Below are 21,411 nucleotides of genomic sequence, written 5' to 3'. Positions count from 1 at the left end.
CGCCGCCCTTGCCGGGCCCTGGGAGTGTCAGGCGCGCACGCGGCGCACACCGCCGCGAGCGCGCTGGATGATCCAGCACACGACGTAGATCGTGAACGACAGGGTGGTGATGTACGGGCTCACCGGCAGTGTGCCGGCGAGAGCGAGCAGGATGCCGCCGACCGCCGACACGAATCCGAACAGGGCCGCGAGCAGGGGCACGGCCACCGGTCCCGCGGTGAGGCGCATCGCGGCGGCGGCCGGGGTCACCAGCAGCGCCATCACGAGGAGCGCGCCGATGATGTGCACGCTCACGGCCACGATGAGTCCGAGCAGCACCATGAACAGCAGGCTGACGGCACGCGTGGGCACTCCGCGCGCGGCGGCGGATTCGGGATCGAGCGAGTCGAAGCGCAGCGGGTTCCACATCAGCAGCAGCCCCAGCAGCACCACGATGCTGATGCCGAGCAGCCAGCCGAGGTCGGGGCTCGACACCGAGACGATCTGTCCGGTGAGCAGGCTGAACCGGTTGGCGCTGCGCCCGTCGTAGAGCGAGAGGAAGAGGATGCCGAGGCCGAGGCCGAACGGCATCAGCACGCCGACGATCGAGTTGCGGTCCCTGGCCTTCGCACCGAGCACGCCGATCAGGACGGCAGCCACGAGCGCCCCGCCGAGCGACCCCGCGACCACACTGCCGCCGAACAGCAGCGCTGCGGCGGCTCCGGCGAACGACAGCTCGCTGACCCCGTGCACCGCGAACGCGAGGTCGCGCTGCATCACGAAGACGCCGATGAGTCCGCCGACGATGCCGAGCACCGCACCCGCGATGATCGAGTTCGCGAGCAGGGCGACGAGCTCGCCGTAGTCCTGGAAGGAGAAGACGTCGCTCCAGTCGACCGCCGCGACGATGCCGGTCATGACAGTCATGCGGCACCTCCGTGGTCGTGGGCGTGGTCGTGGTGGGGCTCGGCGTCGGGCACGCCGACCACGACGAGACGGTCGCCTGCCCGCAGCACGAACACCGGGGTGCCGTAGAGGGCGGTGAGCACACGCGTCTGCAGCACCTCTTCGGGGGTGCCGAGAACGAACCGCCCGCCGGCGATGTACAGGATCCGGTCGACCCTGCCGAGGATCGGGTTGATGTCGTGCGTGACGAAGAGCACGGCCGCGCCGCGCTCCCGGCGCTGCCGATCGATGATGTCGGTGACGGCGACCTGGTTCGCGAGGTCGAGGTTCGACAGCGGCTCGTCGCACAGCAGCAGCGTCGGCTCGTCGGCGAGCGCCTGCCCTACGCGCAGCCGCTGCTGCTCTCCGCCGGAGAGGAGTCCGACGCGCCTGTCGGCGTAGTGCGAGGCGCCGACGGATTCGAGCAGCCGGTCGACCTTCTCCCGGTCGCCCCGATGCGGCACGGGGAAGCCGAATCGACTGCCCTGCACCCCCAGCGCCACGAGGTCGCGGGCCCGCATGCTCGTGTCGGGGGCGAGCGAGCGCTGCTGCGGGATGTACCCGATGCGCGGATTCCCCTTGCGCACCGGCCCGCCGGCCACCGTGATCACCCCGGACGAGAGGGGCTGCAGGCCCAGGATCGCCCGCAGCAGTGTGGTCTTGCCCGACCCGGACGGACCGAGCACGGCGATGAACTCGCCCGCCTGCACCGTCAGATCGAGACCCGACCACAGCTCCCGGTCGCCGCGCTGCAGAGCGGCTCCCCGCACGTCGAGAACGGGGTCCTGCGTCTCGGCTCCTGCTCGCGCGTCGGCGGCGGCGCTCACGACTGGAGCGCGTCGGCGAGGCTCGTGATCGCGTCACTCATCCACTCAGAGTACGACGATCCGTCGGGGAGCAGCTCCGTGAAGGCCACGACGGGGATCCCGGCGGCGGTCGCGGCGTCCTCGACGCGCTGCGTCTCGGCTCCCCCGGTCTGCGCGTTGGTGAGCAGCGCACGCACGTCTCCGCTCTCGATCACGTTCAGTGTCTCGAGCAGGGTCGCGGGGGCGACGTCGCTGCCCTCCTCGACCGATTCCGCGAAGCCCTCAGGGGTGACGTCGGTGAGTCCGGCGGCCTCGGCGAGGTATCCGGGAACGGGCTCGGTGATGATGACGTTCGCGCCGCCGTCCTCGGTCTTCAGCGTCTCGAGGTCGGTCTCGAAGCCTTCGAGGTCGGCGACGATCTTCTTCGCGTTCGCGGTGAAGTCCGCCTCGCCGTCGGGGTCGATCTCGCTCAGCTCGTCGGCGATCGCCTCGACGACGTGGATCATCGTGTGCGGGTCGAACCAGACGTGCTCGTTGAAGCCCTCGATGTGGTCGTGGCCTTCGTGACCCTCTTCGCCGTCGGCGTGGTCATGCGCGTCCTCGCCCTCCTCGTCGGAGTGCTCGTGCCCCTCGTTTCCGGGGTAGTCGTGCGAGAACTCGACCGCGGTGACCAGATGCGGGTCGCCGGCATCCTGCAGCAGCGTGTCGATGAAGGCGTCGTAGCCGCCGCCGTTCTCGATGACGAGGTCGGCCTTCTGCACCGTGAGGCGGTCGCGCGCCGAGGCCTCGTACGAGTGCGGATCCTGCGTGACGGACTCGATGATCGAGGTGACGTCGACGCGGTCTCCGCCGATCTGTGCGGCGAGGGAGCCGTAGACGTTGGTGCTCGCCGCCACGGTGACGGTGCCGCCGTCCGCACCGGCCCCCGCGGGGGCGGAGGAGCATCCGGCCAGCGTCAGGGCGGCGACGGATGCGAGGGCGAGGGCGACGAACGGCTTCTTCATGTCGCCCACTCTAGACGCTAATGAGAACCATTATCAAATTGATGGTGGGCGCATTTCGTCTCGCTGCGCTCGCTCAATGACCAGAGTCACACAGCCACCCCACCCAACTCAGCGACCGGGCCCCTGTCGTCAAGTGGGAGCCCGGCCGTTGAGCGAGGAGCGCAGCGACGAGACGAAACGCGTCAGCCGATCAGACCGGGCCCCTGTCGTCAAGTGGGAGCCCGCTCGTTGAGCGAGGAGCGCAGCGACGAGACGAAACGCGTCAGCCAATCAACCCGGGCCCCCGTCGTCGAGTGAGGGCCCGGCCGTTGAGCGAGGAGCGCAGCGACGAGACGAAACGCCTCAGCCGATCAGACCGGACGCGATCCACACCGTCGAATCCGCCGGTACAGCCCCGTCGACGACGGTGCCGAGCACGACATCCGCGGCATCCGTCCCGAGCTCGAACGGCTCCGCCCCGAAGTTCGTCACGACCTGCCAGCCGTTCGGGCGGGCGAAGCGCAGCACGTCGGCGCGACCGGTCTCGATCCACTCGAGGCTCTCGTCGGTCTGCAGCTCGCGACGCAACCGCAGAGCCTCGCGGTACAGGGTCAGGGTCGACGACGGGTCGCCGTCCTCGACGTCCACCGCGTACCGCCCGAACCAGTCGGGCTGGGGCAGATGCGCCTCGCCGGATCCGAATCCGAACGAGGGGCCGGATGCCGTCCACGGCAGCGGCACACGGCATCCGTCACGTCCGAGACCGTCGAAGTCGGCTCCGCGGAAGAACGAGGGGTCCTGTCGCTCGTCCGGACCGATCTCGGCGACCTCCTGCAGACCGAGCTCCTCGCCCTGGTAGAGGTATGTGCTGCCGGGCAGGCCGAGCAGCAGCAGCGTCGCGGCGTGCGCGCGGCGAAGACCCCCCTCGCGGTCGAGCTGATCGGCGGGGCCTCCGGCGGCGACCCACTCCACGCCCTGCTTCACCCCGGTGCGACCGGCGAGCGGCGCCAGACCGTAGCGGGTCGCGTGACGCGTGACGTCGTGGTTCGACAGCACCCAGGTGGTCGACGAGCCGGTCTCGCGAGCCTGCGCGAGGTTGTCGGCGATGATCGTGCGGAACTGCGTCGCGTCGAAGTCCGCGACGAGCAGGTCGAAGTTGAACGCCTGTCCGAGCCCCTCGGCCGAGGCGTACTTGGCCCGGCGCTCGGGTGTGCTCACCCACGCCTCGGCGACGGCCGTGCGGGGCGGGTCGTACTCGTTGAAGACCCGGCGCCACTCGGCGTACACCTCGTGCACGTCATCGCGGTCGTACAGCGGGTGGCTGCCGTCGTGCGGCAGGAGCTCGAGCTCGGCTGTGCTCGGCAGCGGTTCGCTGAGGTCCTTCGTGAGCATGTGCGCCACGTCGATGCGGAATCCGTCGACGCCCCGGTCCGACCAGAACCGCAGGGTCGTCAGGAAGTCCTCCCGCACCTCCGGGTGATCCCAGTTGAGGTCGGGCTGCTCGGGCGCGAAGCTGTGCAGGAACCACTGTCCGTCCTCGACGCGCTCCCAGGCCGATCCTCCGAAGGCCGCGGTCCAGTCCGTCGGGGGCTCGGAGCCGTCGGGCCCGGAGCCCTCACGGAAGATGTACCGCTCGCGCGCCGCCGAGCCGCGCCCTGCGGCGAGCGCCTCCCGGAACCATTCGTGCAGATCCGACGAGTGGTTCGGCACGATGTCGACGATCACGCGGATGCCGCGCTCGTGCAGCGCCGCGACCATGTCGTCGAAGTCGTCGAGCGTGCCGAGACGCGGGTCGACGTCACGGTAGTCCGCCACGTCGTATCCGCCGTCGGCGAGGGCCGAGGGGTAGAACGGGCTGAGCCACACGGCGTCGATGCCGAGATCGCGCAGGTAGTCGGCGCGCGAGACGATGCCCGGGATGTCACCGAGTCCGTCGCCGTTCGCGTCCGCGAAGCTGCGGGGGTAGATCTGATACACGGCGGCCTGTCGCCACCATGCTGCCGTCGTGTCGTCGCGGGTCTCGGTGAGAAGCGCATCGGTCATGAGGGGTACTGCTCCTTCGTGTTGCGGTCTGCGGTCTGGTGTGGGTCCTTCGTCTCGTCGCTTCGCTCCTCGCTCAGGAACCGGAGTCAGCATGCTCGCTCAGGAACCAGGGTCGTTGAGCGCCCTTCGTCTCGCTCCGCTCGCTCAGGAACCGCGAAGCGACGAGACGAGGGGGCTAGCCCTTGACGGCGCCCTGCGTGACGCCCTCCATGACGAAGCGCTGCGTGAACAGGTACGCCAGGATCGCCGGGGCCATCGCCATCAGGTACGAGGCGAACGACACGTTGTAGTTGTTGCTGAACTGGGTCTGGAACAGGTTCTGCCGCACGGGCAGGGTCTGCATCGCGGGATCGGAGATGATCAGCGACGGCATCATGAAGTCGTTCCAGGCGTACAGGAACGCGAAGATCCCGACGGTCGCGCTCATCGGTGCGAGCAGCGGGAAGATCAGCTGCCAGAACGTCTGCCACGTCGTCGCGCCGTCGATGCGCGCGCTCTCCTCGAGCTCGAGCGGGATCGACCGCAGGAACGCAGTGAACAGCAGCACGCTGAAGCTCAGCTGGAACATCGTCGCGAGGATGATCACGCCGAACGGGTTGTCGAGTCCGACCCATCCGGTGAGCTGGATCTGCGGCAGCGCGACCACGGGGAACGGGATGAACATCGCGGCCAGCAGGTAGAAGAACGACCAGCGGAACAGGCGGTGGTCCCAGTTGCGGACGATCGCGTACGAGGCGAATGCGGCGAGCACGATGGTCGCGATGACCGTTCCTGCGGTGACCAGCAGCGAGATGCCGGCGCCGACCGGGAACTTCGTGAGGTTCCATGCCTCGACGAAGCCGTCGATGCTGAACGGAGCCGGCAGCGAGAAGGCGTTGCCGTCGACCGCCTGGCCGGTGGTCTTGAAGGCCATCGAGATGGTCACGTACAGCGGCAGCAGCACGGTGACCGCGCACAGGATCAGGATGATCGTGCCCGACCAGTTGACGCGCTCCATACGGATGCGCGGCTTCTTGCCCGAGGTGGGGATGGTGGTGAGTGTCTGCGTCGACATCAGAGTGCGTTCCTTCCGCGGGTCAGCGACAGCTGCAGCAGGGAGATGAGCACGGCGACGATGAAGAAGATCGTCGCGTTCGCCATCTGGTAGGCGTAGTCGCCGCCGTTGAAGCCCGCGATGATCGTCATCGCGACGCTGCGGGTGGAGGTGCCGGGTCCGCCGTTGGTGAGGCCGACGATGATGTCGTAGGCGTTGAGGAAGCCCTTGAAGCCGAGGATCACGTTGATCACCACGTAGCCGGCCACGAGCGGCAGTGTGATGCGGAGCAGCTGCTGCGTCTTGCTCGCGCCGTCGATGCTCGCGGCCTCGTACACCTCGCCCGGCACCGAGAGGAGCCCCGCGATGTAGATCAGCAGCGTGCCCGGTACGGCCTGCCAGGCGGTCACGATGACGATCGCGACCCAGGCGAGATCCGGATTGGCGAGCAGGCTGGTCGACAGCCACGGGATGCCGGTGGCGGCGCCCGCGGCCGGGATGGAGTTGGAGAAGAGGAAGTTGAAGACGTAGGCGATGATGATGCCCGAGATCACCATGGGGATCACGAAGATCGTGCGAAGACCCGTCTTGAAGCGGATGCGGGAGGTCAGCCCGACCGCCAGCAGGAACGCGATCACGTTGACGACGATCACCGTCGCGATCGAGAAGCCGAACGTGAACAGGTAGCTCTGCAGGATGGCCGGGTCGCTGAACATCGCGATGTAGTTGGTCAGCCCGTTGAAGCTCCACTCTCCGATGCCGATCGAGTCGGTGAAGCTGAAGAAGATCCCCATGACGCCGGGCACCGTGATCGCAAGCGTGAAGAGCACCAGCGTCGGCAGCAGGAACAGGTAGTAGATCGGCTCGACCTTGCGAGTGCGGCGCCCGAGCTTGCGGGTGCCGCCCGTGACGATCGCCGTGGTGTCGGTCGTCGCGCTGTTCGGCCTGGTGAGGTTCGACGCGGCGGGAGTCGCCGCGGGATTCGGGAGAGCGGGATTCGGGAGAGCGGTGTTCGTCATGGCGTGGACTCCTCTGTCTCGCCGGATGCGGAGTCCTCACCGGAGGCGTTGTCCTGGGTCGACGGGATCGGAGCGCGGAACGCGATCCTCGCCCAGTCGGCATCCATGGTGCGCAACGTGGAGGTCGGGGACGCGCCGAGCACCATGGCCTGCGCGTAGTTGAAGACCGGCAGGGTCTTCGGCACGAGCACCGAGGGTCCCTGGTAGATCTGGCCGTTCTGGTAGTACTCGACCATGCCCGCGACACGCGGGTCGTCGGGAGCCGGAGCATCCTTCGTCGGGGTGAACCCGAGCTGCGAGGCGTTGTACTCCTCGATGTGCTCGGGCAGGAACAGGTACTCGAGGAAGTCGCGGGCGGCCTCCTGGTGGCGCGATCCCTCGGGGATCATCGCGGCGAGGTCCATGTTGACGCGCACGCCGAGGTCGGCGGGGTCGTCGGTCATCGGCAGCGGGAACGTGCCGAGGTCGAGGTCGGGTGCGGTCTTCTCGATCTCGCTGAACGCCCACGGCCCCTGCAGATACATCGCGGCCTCGCCCTTGCCGAAGGCGAGGTTGCCGTCGCCGTAGCCTCGGCTCGCGGCATCCGCGTTCGTGTAGTCCTTCACCAGCGTCATCATGCGGTCCATGGGCTCGGCGAAGTCCTTCTCGAACGAGGCCGGGGAGTCGGGGCCGACCTCGGCGCCCTCCTGCGCGAGCGTGTCGAAGAAGTCGATCACGTCGACCGAGCCGCCGGCGGTGTAGTCGTACCAGCCCTGGGCGACCGTCCAGTCGTCCTTGAAGGTGGCGTAGAACGGATCGATGCCCGCCTCCTTCAACCGGTCGCAGACCGCGACGAGCTCGTCCCACGTCTGCGGGACCTCGAGGCCCTGCTGCGCGAAGATCTCCTTGTTGTAGATCACGGAGGCGCCCATCACCGAGTAGGGCAGGGCGCTCGTGCGCCCCTCGCACGACCCGTACTGCTCCATCAGGGGCTGCAGGTCGTCGCGGATGGTCGAGGCGGCGTCGGTGCCCGACAGATCGGTGAGCGCGCAGCGCTGCACGAAGCGGGCGATCTCGTAGTTGTAGTTGGCGAGCATGATGTCGGGCGGGTTGCCCCGCACGAAGCTGGCCGAGACGACGTCGACACCCGAGGTGTCGATCTCGACGTGGACGTCGTCCTGCGAGGAGTTGTACTGCGCCACGAGCTCGGTCATGAACTCGATCGCCTCCCGCTTGCTGAACGTGAAGCGGATTGTCTCGGTTCCGCCGGCCGTCGAGCAGCCGGTGAGGGCGGCCCCGACCAGGGCGAGAGCGGCCGCACCGGCGACGATCTGCGCCGGGCGTGGTGGTTTCACAGACACCGTTGTCCTTTCGTGCTGTAGATACGCGGACTAAATCTAGTGAGCGAATTTACTTCGATGAACGGTACTGTCTCATGTGAACGAGAGTGAGGTCAAGACCCGTGACAGAAGTATCCGCAGGTCTGGGCACCGGACGAGCCAGTGTCGGCGCGATCCTCGACTTCGCGTGGACCGCCGGCGAGTTCACCGCGAGTGAGGCGATGGCGACCACCTCGCTGACCCGCTCGACCGCGATCGACGCGATCGACACCCTCGTCGACGCCGCCGTGCTGCGGGAACTCCCCAACGCACGGGTGGCCGGGAGCTACCGCGCGGGGCGCCCCGCGCGGCGCTTCGTGCTGGCATCCGACCTCGGCGTCGTCATCGGGGTGGATGCCGGAGACACCCACCTCGCGGTCACGATCTCGGATCCGCTCGAGCGCACCCTCGTGCACCACCGCACCGACCTCGATCCGACGCAGTCGGCGGCTGCGCGGCGCGCGACGATCCTGGATCAGATGGCGCACGCGCTCGCCGAGGCCGACGTCTCGCGCGAGGCGGTGCTCGCGATCTGCGTCGGCGTCGCCGCGCCGGTGAACAGGGCCGGCATCTCACCGCCGCACCCCGAGGGCTTCTGGGAGCGCACCAACCCGGGGCTCGCCGAAGCTCTCGACGAGTGGGCTCCCGTCGTCGAGATCAAGAACGACGCCCAGCTCGCCGCGATCGCCGAGGGGTCCGCGGGGGCCGCGGTCGGATGCCGCGACTACGTCGCCCTGCTCGCGAGCGAACGGTTCGGCGGGGGCGTGGTCGTGGACGGCCACGTGCTGCACGGCGCCCACGGCGGCGTCGGCGAGGGCGTCGTGTTCGACCACATCATCGGAGTCGGGTCGGCCTTCGGTCTGCGATACGCCCTGCAGGACGAGGTGCGTGCGGGGGTCGAGAGCGGCGAGATCTCGTCGGAATCGGCGATTGGTCGGCTCGCGGGCGCGGAGCGCATCGATCCGCGGACCGTGTTGACCGCGGCATCCGCCGGTGATGCCGATGCGCTGCTCGCGACGTCGCGGGTCGGCGCGACCCTCGCCCGCGTCGTCGGCGTGCTCGGCAGCATGTACGACCCGGCGCGCGTGATCATCTGCGGAGGGGTCGCCGAGAGCATCGAGCCCGTGCTCGCCGCCGCACGCGAGGTGCTGCCGGCCCAGCTGCACCTGCCGGCCCCCGAGATCCTCGCCTCCACGCTCGGCGCCGAGGTCGTGTCGATCGGCGCCGTCGCGACCGCGCGGATGGCCGCCCGCGAGGTGGCCGTGCCCCTGCTGGCGGAACGACGCCTCAGCGCGGCGAGCTGAGCCGTGCACGAACCAGAGCCTCAGCGCTCTCCCTCGTCGATCGAGCTGCTGTTCGACACGGAGGCCGACGCCGCGATCCGGGCCGAATGGGATGCTCTCGCCGCGGCCGGGATGTCGAGTCTCGCGGCGCACACCTCGGCGAGCAACCGCCCTCACCTCACGCTGGTCGCGCGCGTCGGTCTGCCCGCCCTGGGGGCGGAGGTCTTCGACGGCATCCCGCGATTCCCTCTCACGCTGGGTGCTCCGCTGCTCTTCGGTTCCGGGGATCGGCGCGTCCTGGCGCGGAGCATCGTTCCCACCGGCGAACTGCTCGCGCTTCGGTCACTGGTGCGCGATGCCGTCGGTCCTGGCGCGGATGCCCCGCACACCGCACCGGGTGAATGGATGCCGCACGTCGCGCTCGCCCGCAGGCTGCGCGTCGCCGATCTGCCGGCCGCCCTGGATCTCCTCGGCGGGGACATCGCTGCGCACGCCCGCGTCGTACGACTCTGGGACCCCGCCGCCTCGTCGATCACGACGCTCGCGGAGCTGCCCCCGAGACGCGCGTCAGCACGGTGACATGCGCGCGTCAGCGCGGTGACGTGCGCGCGTCAGCGCGGTGAGCTGAGCGGGTCGCTCTGCAGACGGGCGGCGACATCCTGCAGAGTTCGCAGCACCCGCCTGACCGAGGTGTAGGCCAGGGCATCCGGCCGAGCCAGCACGTCGACGTGGCGGACCAGATCCACGTCCGACAGCGGTCTGAGAACCAGGCCGTCCACCGCCAGAGGCGTGGCCGTCGCGCGAGGCATGACGGCGATCGCCGCCCCGGCACGCACGACCTCCGCCGTCACCGAGAACTCGTTGATGCGATGCGCGATCCGCAGGGGTGACCCCGACAGTGCCGCGAGATGCTCGAGCACGCCCGCGAGAGGGAATCCCTCGTGCACCGACACCCACTCCTCGTCGCGGAGGTCGGCGAGGCGGATGTCCGTCCGACCGGCGAGAGGATGATCTGCGGGGAGGGCGATGTCGAGCGGCTCCTCGACGAGCGGGATCGCGACGACCCGATCGGCCGGCCAGGGGGCATCGTGCGCGAGCCGGTGAGCGATGACGAGATCGTGGTCGGCGGTGAGCCCGGGGAAGTCCCGATGCGGGACGTCGGCATCGGCGAGACGGACGGCGGGACTCCCGTCGAGTTCGCGCAGAAGCGGTCCGAAGAGGGCGAGCCCTGCGCTGTTGAAGGACGACACCCGGACCGGCCTGTCGCCCGCGTCGAGGAGTTCGCCGATCGCGTCGCGGGCCGCGGTCAATGCCTCGTCGACACGAATGCTCGCCGCGGCGAGCGCCTCCCCCGCCGTGGTCAGGATCAGGACTCGACCTCGGCGCACGGTGAGCGGCAGAGCCACCGCCGACTGCAGGGTCGCGAGCTGCTGCGACACCGCTGACGCCGAGATTCCGAGAGCGGCCGCGACGGCCGCGACGCTGCCTCGGTCGCGAAGCTCCCGGAGCAGTCGGAGATGGTGCGGATCCATAAGGCCAACCTTACGAGATTCTTAAGAAGATTCCCCTTGGTCTTCACCTTCGGCAGCGTCAGAGTGAGGACGTGCCTCGTCATCCCTCTCGTGATGTGCTCGTCGACGTCCTGCTCGTCGCCGTGGCGGCGGTGTGGGGTGCGAGCTTCGTCGCGGCCAAGAGTCTCGCGCTCGAGGCCGGCGTCGCCTCGGCTGTGGCACTCCGGTTCCTCGTCGCGGCTGTGGCTCTCGGCGTGATCTGCGCGGTGCGCCGGGAGCGGATGCCGCGTGGTCGCGGGCTCGCCGTCGCCATCGCCCTCGGCTTCTCTCAGGCCGCCATCATCGGACTCGAGACCTGGGGCGTCCATCTCACGTCGGCGACCAATGCCGGCCTGCTCATCAGCCTCGCGCTCATCCTCACCCCCGTGCTCGAGAGTGTCGCTGCGCGCTCGTGGCTTCCGCGCTCGTACTTCGTCGCCGCGGTCGCCGCCGTGGTGGGGGTGGCCCTTCTCGTATCCGACGGCGGCCTGCGGATGCCGACGGCGGGCGACGCCCTGGTGATCGCGGCGGCGGTCGTGCGCGCGCTGCACGTGACAGCGAGCGCCCGGCTCACCCGCAACCGCCGAGACAGCACGCTCGCCGTCGTCCTGGTGCAGCTCGTCGTCTGCGCGGCGACGGCCTCGCTGGTCGCAGGAGCGGAGCTGCCCGCGGCGGTCGCGCGACTCGACAGATCGGGGTGGGCGAACGTCCTGTTCCTCGGGCTGATGTGCTCGGTGTTCGCGTTCGTCGTTCAGCTCTGGGCGGTGCGGCGCACCTCGGCGACGCGCGCCAGCATCCTCATGGGCACCGAGCCGGTCTGGGCGCTCCTGGTCGGAATGCTGCTCGGCGGCGAGAGCGTGGGCACCGTCGGCCTGCTCGGTGCCGCGCTCATCGTCGCCGCGTCCTACGCCGGTCAGGCGATCGAGCGCCGCCACCGGCACCGCGCGCTCGAAGCCGCGATCACCTGATTCCGCGTTCCGTGCGACGATGGGCCGATGACTGCGGCTCGCTGGGTTCCTCTCCACGACGATGACGATGGCCACGTGATCCTCAGCGTCACCGTGTTCGGCCAAGACGACGTGCCTGGTCTCGAGGCCCTCACGGAGCATCGAGAAGCCGATGGGATCCGTTACGACATCACGACGTTCTCGTTCGATGAGACGGATGCGGATACTCGTGCGGACATGCTCAATGACGCGATCCTCGACCGCGTCGCGTTGCTCACCCCCGCCGCCGAAGCACTCCACCGCACTGACGTCTGGGTGCGGTTCTTCCTGACCTTGCCACACGGCGCTGAGACGATACGTGCGGAGACGGTGCGCGCGCTTGCGGCGGTCAACGCGACCCTCTGGATCGACGCCTGAGCCGCATCCGTCAGCCCCGGACGTGAACCACGTTCCATCGGCGCAGCCTTCGGGTCATCTGCTCCATCACTTATGACCCGTCGACTACACCTGATCCGGATCTGTCGTTGTTGATCCAGGTGAACACTGGAGACAGGGAAACAGCCCTGGTCACGAGATCGTCAAACTATATGATCTGGTGCAGCAGCCCCGGAAACACGGTCACCGAACCGCACTCCATTGAAGGACGAGTCTCTGGGCTGTGACAGACGGTTGGCGCGCCCAGCTTTTCTGCCAACGACAGAGAGGCCTACTAGCCCGCTCTACGGTGATCTGCTCGAACGTCCGCCTCAGCGGACCGGGCCTTATCTTGCTGACGCTGCTTCAACGCAGCTAGGCGACGACCCAAAGCTGTCGACAGCGTGTCCGCTTCATCACGAGTCATTCGCATCGTCACGATGGTGGCGAGTCCGTCTGCGCCCATGAGCTTGTGGCCGGAGAATTCGTTCTGCAATCCGGAATGGAATCTCTGCCCTGACGAGCGAGTCATGTCCGAGGAGCGGCTACCGACGTTGATGACGTCGAAACTGTCGGCGTGCACAACAATCTCACCTGTGGTGGTTGCTACGTCGCTCATTAGTTCGCCCTCTCGTTGATGGTTGAAGCGTACCTTGCGTTTCTGACAATGAAGAGCCACAGACACACCAGCAGGTTGAAACCTGTTAGGAACATCGCGAGCGCCCAGGTCGGGTGGTGAAGGTGGATGTTCCACAGGGAGAAGCCGCCCAGACTGATCCCCGTCGTCTTCAATGCTGCGAGCGTCACGACAAATGCCGCGTTCAGGGACACCCACGCCACGCACAGGAACGTGGCTATGGAGATCACCCGCAGGACCTCCTTCGTGAGCTTCGACAACAACCACCCTGCGACAAGTGCGGGGACACCAAAGATCACCGCTGGCCATGCCGAACCGGGAGTGGTCACAGTCGGGAAGACAACCTCGTAGTTCACGCCGACGACCCATGTGACCGCGGCGATCCAGAATGACAACACGAACGTCGGGCCGAGAATCCCCGGTGGCCGCTCGCGCAGCTCCACCACGAACTGTGGCTTCACGGCTACCTTTCGCTTCGAGCTCGGGTCTGCGACGACGACGGGCGAACCATCCATATCACGCGCGTAGAGGTGGATCCCAGAGTCACCGCGCGGGGAGCGGATGAACACCAGCTCAGCTCGCTCGCGCGGCGTCGACGCCCCGACGGCAGTAGGGCGCACGGTCTGCCCGTCGTGCGGGAGGATCACGTGAGAGTTCTGGACGAACATGCCATCGGGGCCTGCGATGTCGAGGTGGTACGACGGGCTCTCCGACGCAGTATGCAGGTCAGTGAGATAGTCCCGACGTCCCAGCCCCAGCGTGCGTCGGATCCACGCTCCGGCCGTGCGAACTCGTGCGCCGTGGGGCTCCTGATAGGAGATGGAGACCTTCGTCGGCTTGTCGCACCCTTCTGGCGCCACGACGAACACGAAGTCGCAGGTGGTGACCAGCCGCGTGAGAACGCGCAGTGCCCGCGTCGCGTCGGTTTCGCCGGAAGTTCGTTCGACGTCATCGATGTGGCTGAGCAAATGAGCGAGCTCGTCGTCGGTGATGGGCTTGTCCGCGAGGACCGCCGGGATTGCCTTCGTCATGAACGGCGACGACGAGGGAAGCACCTCATCGTGAAGGATGTAAAGGCACACAATCATGAGCCCCCGCGCCTGCCCATGAGTGAGCGTCCGAGACGCCTTCCCATCGACCGCAACAGACAGTGAGCCGATGAGCGTCCCCTTCTCCACACGAAGAGCGGGCACCGCCCGTAGGTCCTTCGCTCCGGAGAATGTGCGGACCATCGTCACGGAGATGCGCTCGTCACCAAGTTCGCGCCGCTCGGTGATCCGTTCCGTGAATGTTGCCGGCGAGGTGAGCGCGGTGGTCGCGGGAATCACACATGAGTAGAGGTCGGTGAGGACCACGGTCGAGACATACTGGTCGCCGAGAACGAGCGCGTCGCCTGTGCTTTCCCACTTGTCGTAGATGTGACGCTCACCGAGCGCCTTACCTCCAAGCCGAAGGCTCTTGTCGCTGACGAACAACCGTCCTATCAGGAAGATAAGGGCCACGAGGACGAGGATGACCCAGTTCTCCCCGTGCGAAGTCACCTTCGCCGCGGGCGTCGCCCACCACATGAACACGGCGGCCATCGCGCAGAAGATGACGACGCCCATCAAGAGCGTCCGCACCCAATGCACGTTACGTCGAAACCACCGGACGAAGCGGATCTTCTTCGGATCCTTGTCCCCGGGCACCCCAGCCATCCCAGACCCTCTTTCCCCTACTCGTGCACAGCCCCCAGACCGGGCTAGGTCAGAATGTAGCGAAAGATGAGCGCTTTCACTTAGTTATGACGCTTCAGTTTGGCGGAATGGTGCGAGCCTTTGCCCGTCAGCGGAAGTCCTGACAGATCTCCATTCGCCGTCTCGGATTCGCACGCCTACGCAGTCCTCATCCTCGATATCGGCCCAGTTCGCCGAGCGCCCCCATCACCCGGATCGCTACGGTGTCGGGCCACGTGGAGCTGTGACCTGGCCCGCGTTCGGTGATCCTTCGGTCGCGGTGCGCCACCACAGACAGCTGAACGAGAGTCCCTAGCGAACGATCCCCGTCAGCGAGAGAGAATGTCATTCTCACCACAGAGCGGTCTTTTTGATTGCGCCACAGGCACGGGTTCCCGTGAGACAACACGGAACGTTTGCCTGCAACCGGACACCATCGCATGCTGAGGTGATGCCGGGGATTCCCGGTGCGGGCGCACCCGAACGACCGCTTGCAGGTCCAGGCGTGTCCGCCGGCGCGATTTCGGCCCCACGGACAGTTTCGTTCGGGTGGACAGCGTCGACCGACCCCCAGAGGCCCCTCGGGCGTTGCCCCGGCTCGCGAAGCGTGCCTAGGCAAGGTCGCTGTGCACGTGAGCGCGTCCTGCCAGGTCAGTGCGATGTTCTGTCGCGGCGTGCACGGACTCGTTCGGCACCCGGCCTGGCTTCATCTGTGTAGTTGTTGTGTGAACTCCGGCCCCGGCGCGAGGGCGCCCCCTCCTGCATTGGTCGCGGCCGCTCGGAAGTCCTGGAACTTCTTCGACCGGGGATGAGTTCTCCGCGACTCTCTCTCACGGACTACCCTGCGGCAGATCCGGGGCCCCAGGGGGGCCAAATCCAGAGAATTGTGAAGATCTGGCAGGTTGGCAGGCAGATCGCGGTTGCTGCCAAGCTCGATAACCGCAGAAACCCCAGTTCACTAAGCATAAATCGAACCTCCGCCAAGTCTGGCAAGTGCGGGGGTGTCTATGTAGAGGGATCCAGAGAGAAGTTTGCCCTTTCTCTATATCTCTCTCTTGAGATCTCTTACATGAACTATCTACTACTTGCCTGCCTTGCCAGCACCCCTCGAACCCAGCAGAGACACCAAGATCGGCAGAATATTTCGCCGCGTTCGGTGAATGCCACCTGCGCTGGGGCGGTGTCCTCCACTGCATTCGAAGCCGTCCGCGTTGCTCGCGGTCTCACACAGGCCGCACTGGCTTCCAGCGCTGGCGTCTCTCAGACAGCCATATCCCTCGTTGAGGCGGGACGCGGGACCGTGTCGAAGACCGCCACCAACGCCATAGCCGCCGCCCTCGACGTGTCCGCCGCGTTCCTGCAACTCCCAGCCCCATAAGTGCGACTGCTGCGTACGATGATGGACTCGGTCGCAGCGACAACCGTCAACCGTGTGATGGCGGAGTTCGCTCTTGCCTTCCTCCGCACCGAACTACTCGCTCCGGGGACCCGTCACACGCTCCGTCCGCCGGGGACCGACGATGCGCGCGCGTCGGACCGGGCTGAGCGTCTTCGACGGGAATGGGACATGTCGCCGAGCCCGGTCCGACAGTTGGTTCGCCTACTCGAGACACACGGCATCATTTAGTCCCGGGCCAGTTGGAGCTGCGACCCCGGGCAGCCGACGGTCGCCGGCGACCGCACCTCTTGCGCTCGAGCCGCAACGTCTCAGGAACCGCTCGCGAACAGCACGATCACCACTACCCCTTTGCCCGAAAAGCGAACTCCTTACAGACAATCTCACGCGCCGAGGTCCGGTCCACTGCTTCTCCTCGGGAGGGCCGGCCACCGCGACCGTCGATAGTCGCCACGGTCGCCCCAGTTGAGAAGCCCCGAAAGCCCAGAAAGACGCGGATCCGCAACATCTGTCAGGTCTTTCCTGTAGCGGCCAAAGGGGGTTAACGGTGTCCACCGAACGGGGGACAGACACCTGAAACGCCGCATCTCACACTCAGAGGGAACCGAGGTGAACCTGATCAATAATGATCCAGGCCTCGCATCCCTTGAGGAGAGAAAATGAAGTTGAGCACGAAGAAGCGCTGGGCGAAGTTCGCCGCCGCAACGGCCGTTTCGGCCGCTCTTATTGTCGCGCCGTCAGTGGCAGCGATGGCGGACGCGCAAGCGACCTACTCGTCCGGTGGGCAGCCGCGCGCGACCGGCTACTGGAACGCGTCCACGGACACGATCTCCAGCACAGACCGTTACAACGACGGGTGGGGCTCTCGCACGTGGTGGAACCTCCGCGGAAACACCTCCAGCAACAACATCGACAACACCAAGGGCGCCGGACAGACCGAGTCGCGACCTGTGTGGGTGCTGCCCGGCTGGGAGTTCCGCGTCCAGGCCTGCTCCATCAACAACGGCACGTCGTTGGGCTGCTCGTCCTGGTCGGGCTACTCCGGAGTTTGACCCCACGTGGGACCGGACATGCGCTATGCCCGGTCCCACGTTCATCATCATCATCACCAGAACAGGACCGCACCGTACCCATGAAACGCCTCGCACCCGCAACGCCCATCGTCCTCACCGCCCTCCTCCTCACCGGTTGCTCAGGAGGGTCTTCGGCAGAGCAAGGGTGGAAGACGCCTGAGGTCCCCTCGGAGCTGTCCGCGACGCAGGCTCTGGGCGCTTTGCCCTTCGATTCGTTCGCGATGGGGAACTCTGAGCGGGAGCAATTGCAACGGGGTACTGCCGAGCTGCTGAACCGTTGCCTCGCTGATTACAACTTGTCCGCGTCATTCAGCGGCGACTACATCCAGCAGGTGAGCGAGGACCCGAAAGACCCCTTCATCTACCAGTGGGGCGGGAGGCTGGGAACCTTGCCGCGGGATCAAGCCGAGGAGTACGGATATGCGGCCCCTCCCGGCGGCGACTGGTCCAATGGTGCCGGCATCTATCTGGCCAGCGCAGAGAATCTGAACCCCGTGATGCCCGATGACCCGACTGAGGCCGCACAGCTTTCAGCCGCGATGTACGGGCCAGAACAGGGCATGATCCTCGGCGAAGGAGGAGCTGACGAAGCACTCTCCGAGGACCTTATTCCCACCGACAGCTCGGGGAATCCGCCTCCGGAGAAGGGGTGTTACGGTGCGGTGGAAGACCAGGTAGGAGTGTCATTCGTAGATCTGCGCGACGTGACCTCCGACATCTACGGCCTGGCGTTCAGCCACGACGCCGTGAAAGAGAAAGCACGCACGTGGTCAGCGTGCATGAAGGACGCCGGGTTCGACTACGCACGGTTCGAAGAGGCTCCCACCGCCAATGCAGGAGCTATCACCGCCGACACCATCGCGGCCGCCACGGCCGACGTGGAATGCACGAATGCCAGCCGTTGGACCGACACGTTCTACTTCGTCCTCGGCGACTACGAACAGCAGGCCATCGACAAGCAACCTGAGAGGTTCCAGTCCGCGCTCGACGCGGAACGTGAGCGCCTCGACGCGGTCAACACACTCTTGGGTGAATAGATGGCGACGAACGGAAGACCAGCGGCACGGATGACACCCACTCGCCGTGTGGGAGTCCTCCTGCTGGCGACCGCTCTCGTGTCGGCAGCCATCGGGGGCGCAGCCGGCTTCTTTGTGAGATCGCCCGCGCAAGTCGCTGCCGATGCGGCACCCCCGTCGCCCAGTGAGCTGACTGTTGCGGTCGAGGAGGGCACCATTGCGGATCCGATCCTGCTGCCTGGCGTCGTTGCTCTCGGTAGCGTCACAGAACTCACTCCGGCCGGCGCTGGCGTCGTGACAGAGCTCCCCGTCGCCATTGGTGCGCAATTCAGCGCAGGCACGGTCATCGCAGAGGTGAACGACAGGCCCGTCATCTACCTGCAGGGAGCGATTCCGCTGCTGCGCGACCTGCGCCCGGGCGACAAGGGGCAGGATGTTCGCCGCCTCCAGGAAGCACTGCGTCCTTGGCTGAAAGGCGAGCCCGACGGGACGTGGGGTGCAGGTACGACCAACGCGCTACGCGCTCTCTACAAGGCCGTGGGGTACGAGGTTCCTGCGGAGAGCGCCGCTCTCCAGTCCGAGCTCGTCTTCGGTCCGGTCGCCACCGCGACGGCGCTCAGCATCAAATCCCCGCTCGGCGGTGGTGTCGAGAGCCCACTGATTCGAGCGACGACGTCTGATCCGACGGTGACCGCGGAAGTCACGGATGCGATGTCGCAGCTTCTCGCCGTCGGCGACCGCGTGTCTGTGACCGGGAGTGCCATTGGAGGCGCACAGGAGGGCACCATCACAGCGGTCGGCGGGCTGGTGTCAGGAGAGGATGGGATCAGCCGCGCCACGGTCGTCATCCAACCGGACGCCGCGCTGTCAGCGGGGGCAATCGACGGCAAGGTAGAGATCACCGTTCAGGCCAGCGCGGAGGCCGAGACTGGCCTGCTCGTCCCGCTCTCCGCCGTTCGTTCGAATGCGACCGGTGGAACTTACGTGCTCGTCAGGGACGGAGACGACACCCACAGGGTGACGGTGACCGTCGACGACACGGGTGGCGGACAAGCCCGAGTGACCGCCAGCGAAGGGGACCTCGACGTCGGTGATCTGGTCGTCGTGGGCGTGAAATGACGGCTGTTGTCGAGTTGCGTGAGGTGTCTCGTGTCTACGCCGGACCGCCCGAGGTGCACGCTCTAGCAACGTCCTCGGTCACCATCGACGAGGGCGACTTCGTGACCATCGTGGGCCCATCCGGGTCAGGGAAGTCCACGCTTCTGAACATCCTGGGACTGCTCGACAAACCCACGGCGGGAACCTACACACTGAGAGGTCAGGACGTCACGCTTCTTTCGGAGAACGACAGGGCGCGTGTACGAGGCACCGACATCGGATTCGTCTTCCAGTCTTTTCACCTGCTCGAGCAGCGCACATGCCTGGAGAACGTGATGCTCAGCGACCTGTACAACGGAACGTCTGAACGTGAATCTCGCAGTCGGGCGTTGGAGGCTCTGGAAGCGGTGGGTCTCGGTTCGTTCGAACGTCGGCTACCCACAGAGCTATCCGGCGGACAACAACAGCGAGTCGCCATCGCCAGAGCGTTGGCCGCCAATCCCGCGGTGCTTCTGTGCGACGAGCCAACAGGAAACCTCGACAGCGTCACGGCTAACGCCATTCTCGCGTTGTTCGATGAGCTCAACGATGCGGGGCGAACCGTCGTGCTGATCACTCACGACGCTGAGGTCGCGCGTCACGGGAACCGAACGCTACACATGCTCGACGGCACGCTAGGTGAGAAGTCGTGAGCGGCCGCCCCGTGCGTCGAAGGCTGCTGAACGAGGCGATGGCCGGCGTCGTGCAGCGCTCGTCTCGGTCCGGGATGACGATTGTCGGAATCGCCATCGGTGTCGCATCCTTCGTTGCAGTTCTCGGCGTCACCGCCAGCGCGAACGGTCAGATCAGTGACGAGTTCCTGAAGGTGGAAGCCACACAGATCACTGTGACACCGCGCAGCGGCGGAACAGGCACTGAGCTTCTTTTCGCTGCAGACGCGGACAGCCGCGTGTCCCAGATCGACGGTGTCACCGCGACCGGACGCTGGTGGAACGTCCCGGGCGTCACCATCAGCGCGAACCCGCCCTCCATCGACCCAGGGTCATCGCAACCTCCCCTGTTGGCGGTAACGCCCGGCTACTTCGATCTCGTGGGCGCTGAGGTCTCGAGCGGTCGCACTTTCGATGACTTCCACCAAGACCAACCCGTCGCCGTCATCGGAGAGAAGCTCGCCGGTGACCTCGGCATCGACAACGTCGCCGACCAACCCGTGGTCGTGCTCAACAACCTTCGAGTCACCGTCATCGGAGTTGTTGACAACACGACTGGTTCTAGTGCCGCCCTGACGAGCGTCATCATCCCGGAGGGGTTCGCCCGCGAGCACTTCACCGCCCCAGGGCAGCGGGAGACGATGGTCGTTGCCACCGAGGTGGGAGCATCGACGGTGGTCGCCGACCAACTCGCTGTGGCCTTGAACCCTGCGGAACTCACCGCGTACCAGATCGTTCCGCCGCCGAAGCCGACGGTCGTCAAGGACAGGGTCAACGGATCGACCCAGGCGCTTTTCTTCGCGCTAGCGGGAATCTGCGTACTCGTCAGTGGCGTCGGAATCGCGAATGTCTCCCTACTGGGGGTCATCGCTCGCACCCGCGAGATCGCCCTTCGACGCTCACTCGGCGCCCTACCGAGACACATCGCGATCCAGTTCTTGGGCGAGTCGGCCGTGCGCGGGCTACTCGGTGGCTTGGTCGGAACGGCCCTGGCGATGGCCGCAGTGACTGTCATCGCGTTGAGCCAACAGTGGACAGCGGTCATAGAGCCATGGTCACTCGTCGCTGGGCCAGTGATGGGCGTGGCTATCGGGTCTATCGCCGGGTTGTATCCAGCGATCCGCGCTACGAAGATCGAACCCGTTGAAGCGTTCCGCCGGTGAGTCCCGCTGCATAAGAACCAGCGACCAGCAGAGTGGGGTCCGCGTTCTCAAACGGTCACCGAGAGTAAAGCGGCGTGTCCAAGGTCGGCTCAAGGCTCCAAATCGTGTGGAAGTCGGCCCACGACTGCCCCGACAGGATCTTGCGGATCGTCCCCTCATCGACACCTGCGTCTCGAGCGACGGACCTGACCGAACGCTGCCCGATGGCTTCACGTAACTTCAGAGCGAATCGGCGTGCAGCTT

20 protein-coding genes are annotated in these 21,411 nt (G+C 66.5%); 10 read left to right on the top strand and 10 right to left on the bottom strand.

All coding sequences use genetic code 11. The features are described from left to right. Positions 1-27: 27 nt before the first annotated feature. From ASD43_RS05865 to ASD43_RS05835, 7 genes are all read right to left on the bottom strand, one after another. A complete protein-coding gene (locus ASD43_RS05865) occupies positions 28-897 on the bottom strand; it encodes a metal ABC transporter permease (protein WP_056419197.1) in 870 nt (289 codons plus the stop codon). Positions 898-902: 5 nt separating this feature from the next. Continuing rightward, positions 903-1,751, bottom strand: coding sequence for a metal ABC transporter ATP-binding protein (locus ASD43_RS05860; protein WP_056414773.1), 849 nt, complete (start codon positions 1,749-1,751; stop codon positions 903-905). After that, entirely contained in the window at positions 1,748-2,734 is a 987-nt protein-coding gene (locus ASD43_RS05855) for a metal ABC transporter solute-binding protein, Zn/Mn family (protein ID WP_056414772.1), read from the bottom strand. The genes ASD43_RS05860 and ASD43_RS05855 overlap by 4 nt, the downstream gene beginning before the upstream one ends. 342 nt (positions 2,735-3,076) lie before the next feature. Beyond that, positions 3,077-4,756, bottom strand: coding sequence for a glycoside hydrolase family 13 protein (locus ASD43_RS05850; RefSeq protein WP_056414769.1), 1,680 nt, complete (start codon positions 4,754-4,756; stop codon positions 3,077-3,079). A gap of 175 nt (positions 4,757-4,931) precedes the next feature. Beyond that, positions 4,932-5,810: a carbohydrate ABC transporter permease gene (locus ASD43_RS05845; RefSeq protein ID WP_045252845.1), complete on the bottom strand. Its 879-nt coding sequence runs from the start codon at positions 5,808-5,810 to the stop codon at positions 4,932-4,934. After that, positions 5,810-6,808: a carbohydrate ABC transporter permease gene (locus ASD43_RS05840; protein WP_235564042.1), complete on the bottom strand. Its 999-nt coding sequence runs from the start codon at positions 6,806-6,808 to the stop codon at positions 5,810-5,812. The genes ASD43_RS05845 and ASD43_RS05840 overlap by 1 nt, the downstream gene beginning before the upstream one ends. Further along, a complete protein-coding gene (locus ASD43_RS05835; protein ID WP_056414766.1) occupies positions 6,805-8,148 on the bottom strand; it encodes an ABC transporter substrate-binding protein in 1,344 nt (447 codons plus the stop codon). Before ASD43_RS05835 ends, ASD43_RS05840 begins: the two co-directional genes overlap by 4 nt. 101 nt (positions 8,149-8,249) lie before the next feature. Here ASD43_RS05835 and ASD43_RS05830 point away from each other — a divergent pair, with 101 nt between their 5' ends. Together ASD43_RS05830 and ASD43_RS05825 are read left to right on the top strand one after the other, a co-directional pair. Beyond that, a complete protein-coding gene (locus ASD43_RS05830; RefSeq protein WP_056414763.1) occupies positions 8,250-9,470 on the top strand; it encodes an ROK family protein in 1,221 nt (406 codons plus the stop codon). 3 nt (positions 9,471-9,473) lie between these two features. After that, positions 9,474-10,028 (top strand): 2'-5' RNA ligase family protein, encoded by a 555-nt coding sequence (locus ASD43_RS05825; RefSeq protein ID WP_056414759.1) that lies wholly within the window; start codon positions 9,474-9,476, stop codon positions 10,026-10,028. A 32-nt stretch (positions 10,029-10,060) separates the two neighbouring features. Here the strand turns inward: ASD43_RS05825 and ASD43_RS05820 are convergent, their stop codons facing one another. Continuing rightward, complete coding sequence (locus ASD43_RS05820) at positions 10,061-10,981, bottom strand: LysR family transcriptional regulator (protein WP_056414756.1); 921 nt, start codon at positions 10,979-10,981, stop codon at positions 10,061-10,063. 71 nt (positions 10,982-11,052) lie between these two features. Here ASD43_RS05820 and ASD43_RS05815 point away from each other — a divergent pair, with 71 nt between their 5' ends. Next, positions 11,053-11,967: a DMT family transporter gene (locus tag ASD43_RS05815; RefSeq protein WP_056414753.1), complete on the top strand. Its 915-nt coding sequence runs from the start codon at positions 11,053-11,055 to the stop codon at positions 11,965-11,967. Positions 11,968-12,042: 75 nt separating this feature from the next. Then, positions 12,043-12,363 carry a hypothetical protein gene (locus ASD43_RS05810; RefSeq protein WP_157550843.1) on the top strand — a complete coding sequence of 107 codons (321 nt, stop codon included), beginning with the start codon at positions 12,043-12,045 and terminating at the stop codon, positions 12,361-12,363. Between the two features lie 292 nt (positions 12,364-12,655). Here ASD43_RS05810 and ASD43_RS05805 read toward each other — a convergent pair whose 3' ends face one another. Continuing rightward, entirely contained in the window at positions 12,656-12,979 is a 324-nt protein-coding gene (locus ASD43_RS05805) for a hypothetical protein (protein WP_056414747.1), read from the bottom strand. After that, positions 12,979-14,694, bottom strand: a complete 1,716-nt coding sequence (locus ASD43_RS05800) for a hypothetical protein (protein ID WP_056414744.1) — start codon at positions 14,692-14,694, stop codon at positions 12,979-12,981. The genes ASD43_RS05805 and ASD43_RS05800 overlap by 1 nt, the downstream gene beginning before the upstream one ends. 826 nt (positions 14,695-15,520) lie before the next feature. Between ASD43_RS05800 and ASD43_RS17695 the strand changes: the two genes are divergently transcribed. The 6 genes from ASD43_RS17695 to ASD43_RS05770 all read left to right on the top strand — a co-directional run bounded on the left by ASD43_RS17695 (position 15,521) and on the right by ASD43_RS05770 (position 21,168). After that, positions 15,521-16,090 carry a helix-turn-helix domain-containing protein gene (locus ASD43_RS17695; RefSeq protein WP_082539277.1) on the top strand — a complete coding sequence of 190 codons (570 nt, stop codon included), beginning with the start codon at positions 15,521-15,523 and terminating at the stop codon, positions 16,088-16,090. Positions 16,091-16,767: 677 nt separating this feature from the next. Beyond that, on the top strand, positions 16,768-17,160 hold the full coding sequence (locus ASD43_RS05790; protein ID WP_056414738.1) for a hypothetical protein: 393 nt from the start codon (positions 16,768-16,770) through the stop codon (positions 17,158-17,160). An 80-nt stretch (positions 17,161-17,240) separates the two neighbouring features. Further along, on the top strand, positions 17,241-18,218 hold the full coding sequence (locus ASD43_RS05785) for a hypothetical protein (RefSeq protein ID WP_056414735.1): 978 nt from the start codon (positions 17,241-17,243) through the stop codon (positions 18,216-18,218). A 48-nt stretch (positions 18,219-18,266) separates the two neighbouring features. Beyond that, complete coding sequence (locus ASD43_RS05780; RefSeq protein ID WP_056414732.1) at positions 18,267-19,316, top strand: efflux RND transporter periplasmic adaptor subunit; 1,050 nt, start codon at positions 18,267-18,269, stop codon at positions 19,314-19,316. Further along, on the top strand, positions 19,313-19,987 hold the full coding sequence (locus tag ASD43_RS05775) for an ABC transporter ATP-binding protein (protein WP_056414730.1): 675 nt from the start codon (positions 19,313-19,315) through the stop codon (positions 19,985-19,987). The genes ASD43_RS05780 and ASD43_RS05775 overlap by 4 nt, the downstream gene beginning before the upstream one ends. Further along, positions 19,984-21,168, top strand: coding sequence for an ABC transporter permease (locus ASD43_RS05770; RefSeq protein ID WP_157550840.1), 1,185 nt, complete (start codon positions 19,984-19,986; stop codon positions 21,166-21,168). The genes ASD43_RS05775 and ASD43_RS05770 overlap by 4 nt, the downstream gene beginning before the upstream one ends. Positions 21,169-21,411 lie beyond the last annotated feature (243 nt).

The organism is Microbacterium sp. Root553 (assembly GCF_001426995.1).
Classification (GTDB): Bacteria; Actinomycetota; Actinomycetes; order Actinomycetales; family Microbacteriaceae; genus Microbacterium.
The sequence above is the reverse complement of the archived record's forward strand: the minus strand, read 5'-3'. Positions and strand labels throughout refer to the sequence as shown.

Excerpts from the sequence above, each read along its gene's own strand:
- ASD43_RS17695 (WP_082539277.1), top strand. The coding sequence starts at position 15,521 with ATGAGTTCTCCGCGACTCTCTCTCACGGACTACCCTGCGGCAGATCCG.
- ASD43_RS05840 (WP_235564042.1), bottom strand. The coding sequence starts at position 6,808 with ATGACGAACACCGCTCTCCCGAATCCCGCTCTCCCGAATCCCGCGGCG.
- ASD43_RS05805 (WP_056414747.1), bottom strand. The coding sequence starts at position 12,979 with ATGAGCGACGTAGCAACCACCACAGGTGAGATTGTTGTGCACGCCGAC.
- ASD43_RS05800 (WP_056414744.1), bottom strand. The coding sequence starts at position 14,694 with ATGGCTGGGGTGCCCGGGGACAAGGATCCGAAGAAGATCCGCTTCGTC.
- ASD43_RS05775 (WP_056414730.1), top strand. The coding sequence starts at position 19,313 with ATGACGGCTGTTGTCGAGTTGCGTGAGGTGTCTCGTGTCTACGCCGGA.
- ASD43_RS05855 (WP_056414772.1), bottom strand. The coding sequence starts at position 2,734 with ATGAAGAAGCCGTTCGTCGCCCTCGCCCTCGCATCCGTCGCCGCCCTG.
- ASD43_RS05865 (WP_056419197.1), bottom strand. The coding sequence starts at position 897 with ATGACCGGCATCGTCGCGGCGGTCGACTGGAGCGACGTCTTCTCCTTC.
- ASD43_RS05785 (WP_056414735.1), top strand. The coding sequence starts at position 17,241 with ATGAAACGCCTCGCACCCGCAACGCCCATCGTCCTCACCGCCCTCCTC.
- ASD43_RS05790 (WP_056414738.1), top strand. The coding sequence starts at position 16,768 with ATGAAGTTGAGCACGAAGAAGCGCTGGGCGAAGTTCGCCGCCGCAACG.
- ASD43_RS05820 (WP_056414756.1), bottom strand. The coding sequence starts at position 10,981 with ATGGATCCGCACCATCTCCGACTGCTCCGGGAGCTTCGCGACCGAGGC.
- ASD43_RS05850 (WP_056414769.1), bottom strand. The coding sequence starts at position 4,756 with ATGACCGATGCGCTTCTCACCGAGACCCGCGACGACACGACGGCAGCA.
- ASD43_RS05845 (WP_045252845.1), bottom strand. The coding sequence starts at position 5,810 with ATGTCGACGCAGACACTCACCACCATCCCCACCTCGGGCAAGAAGCCG.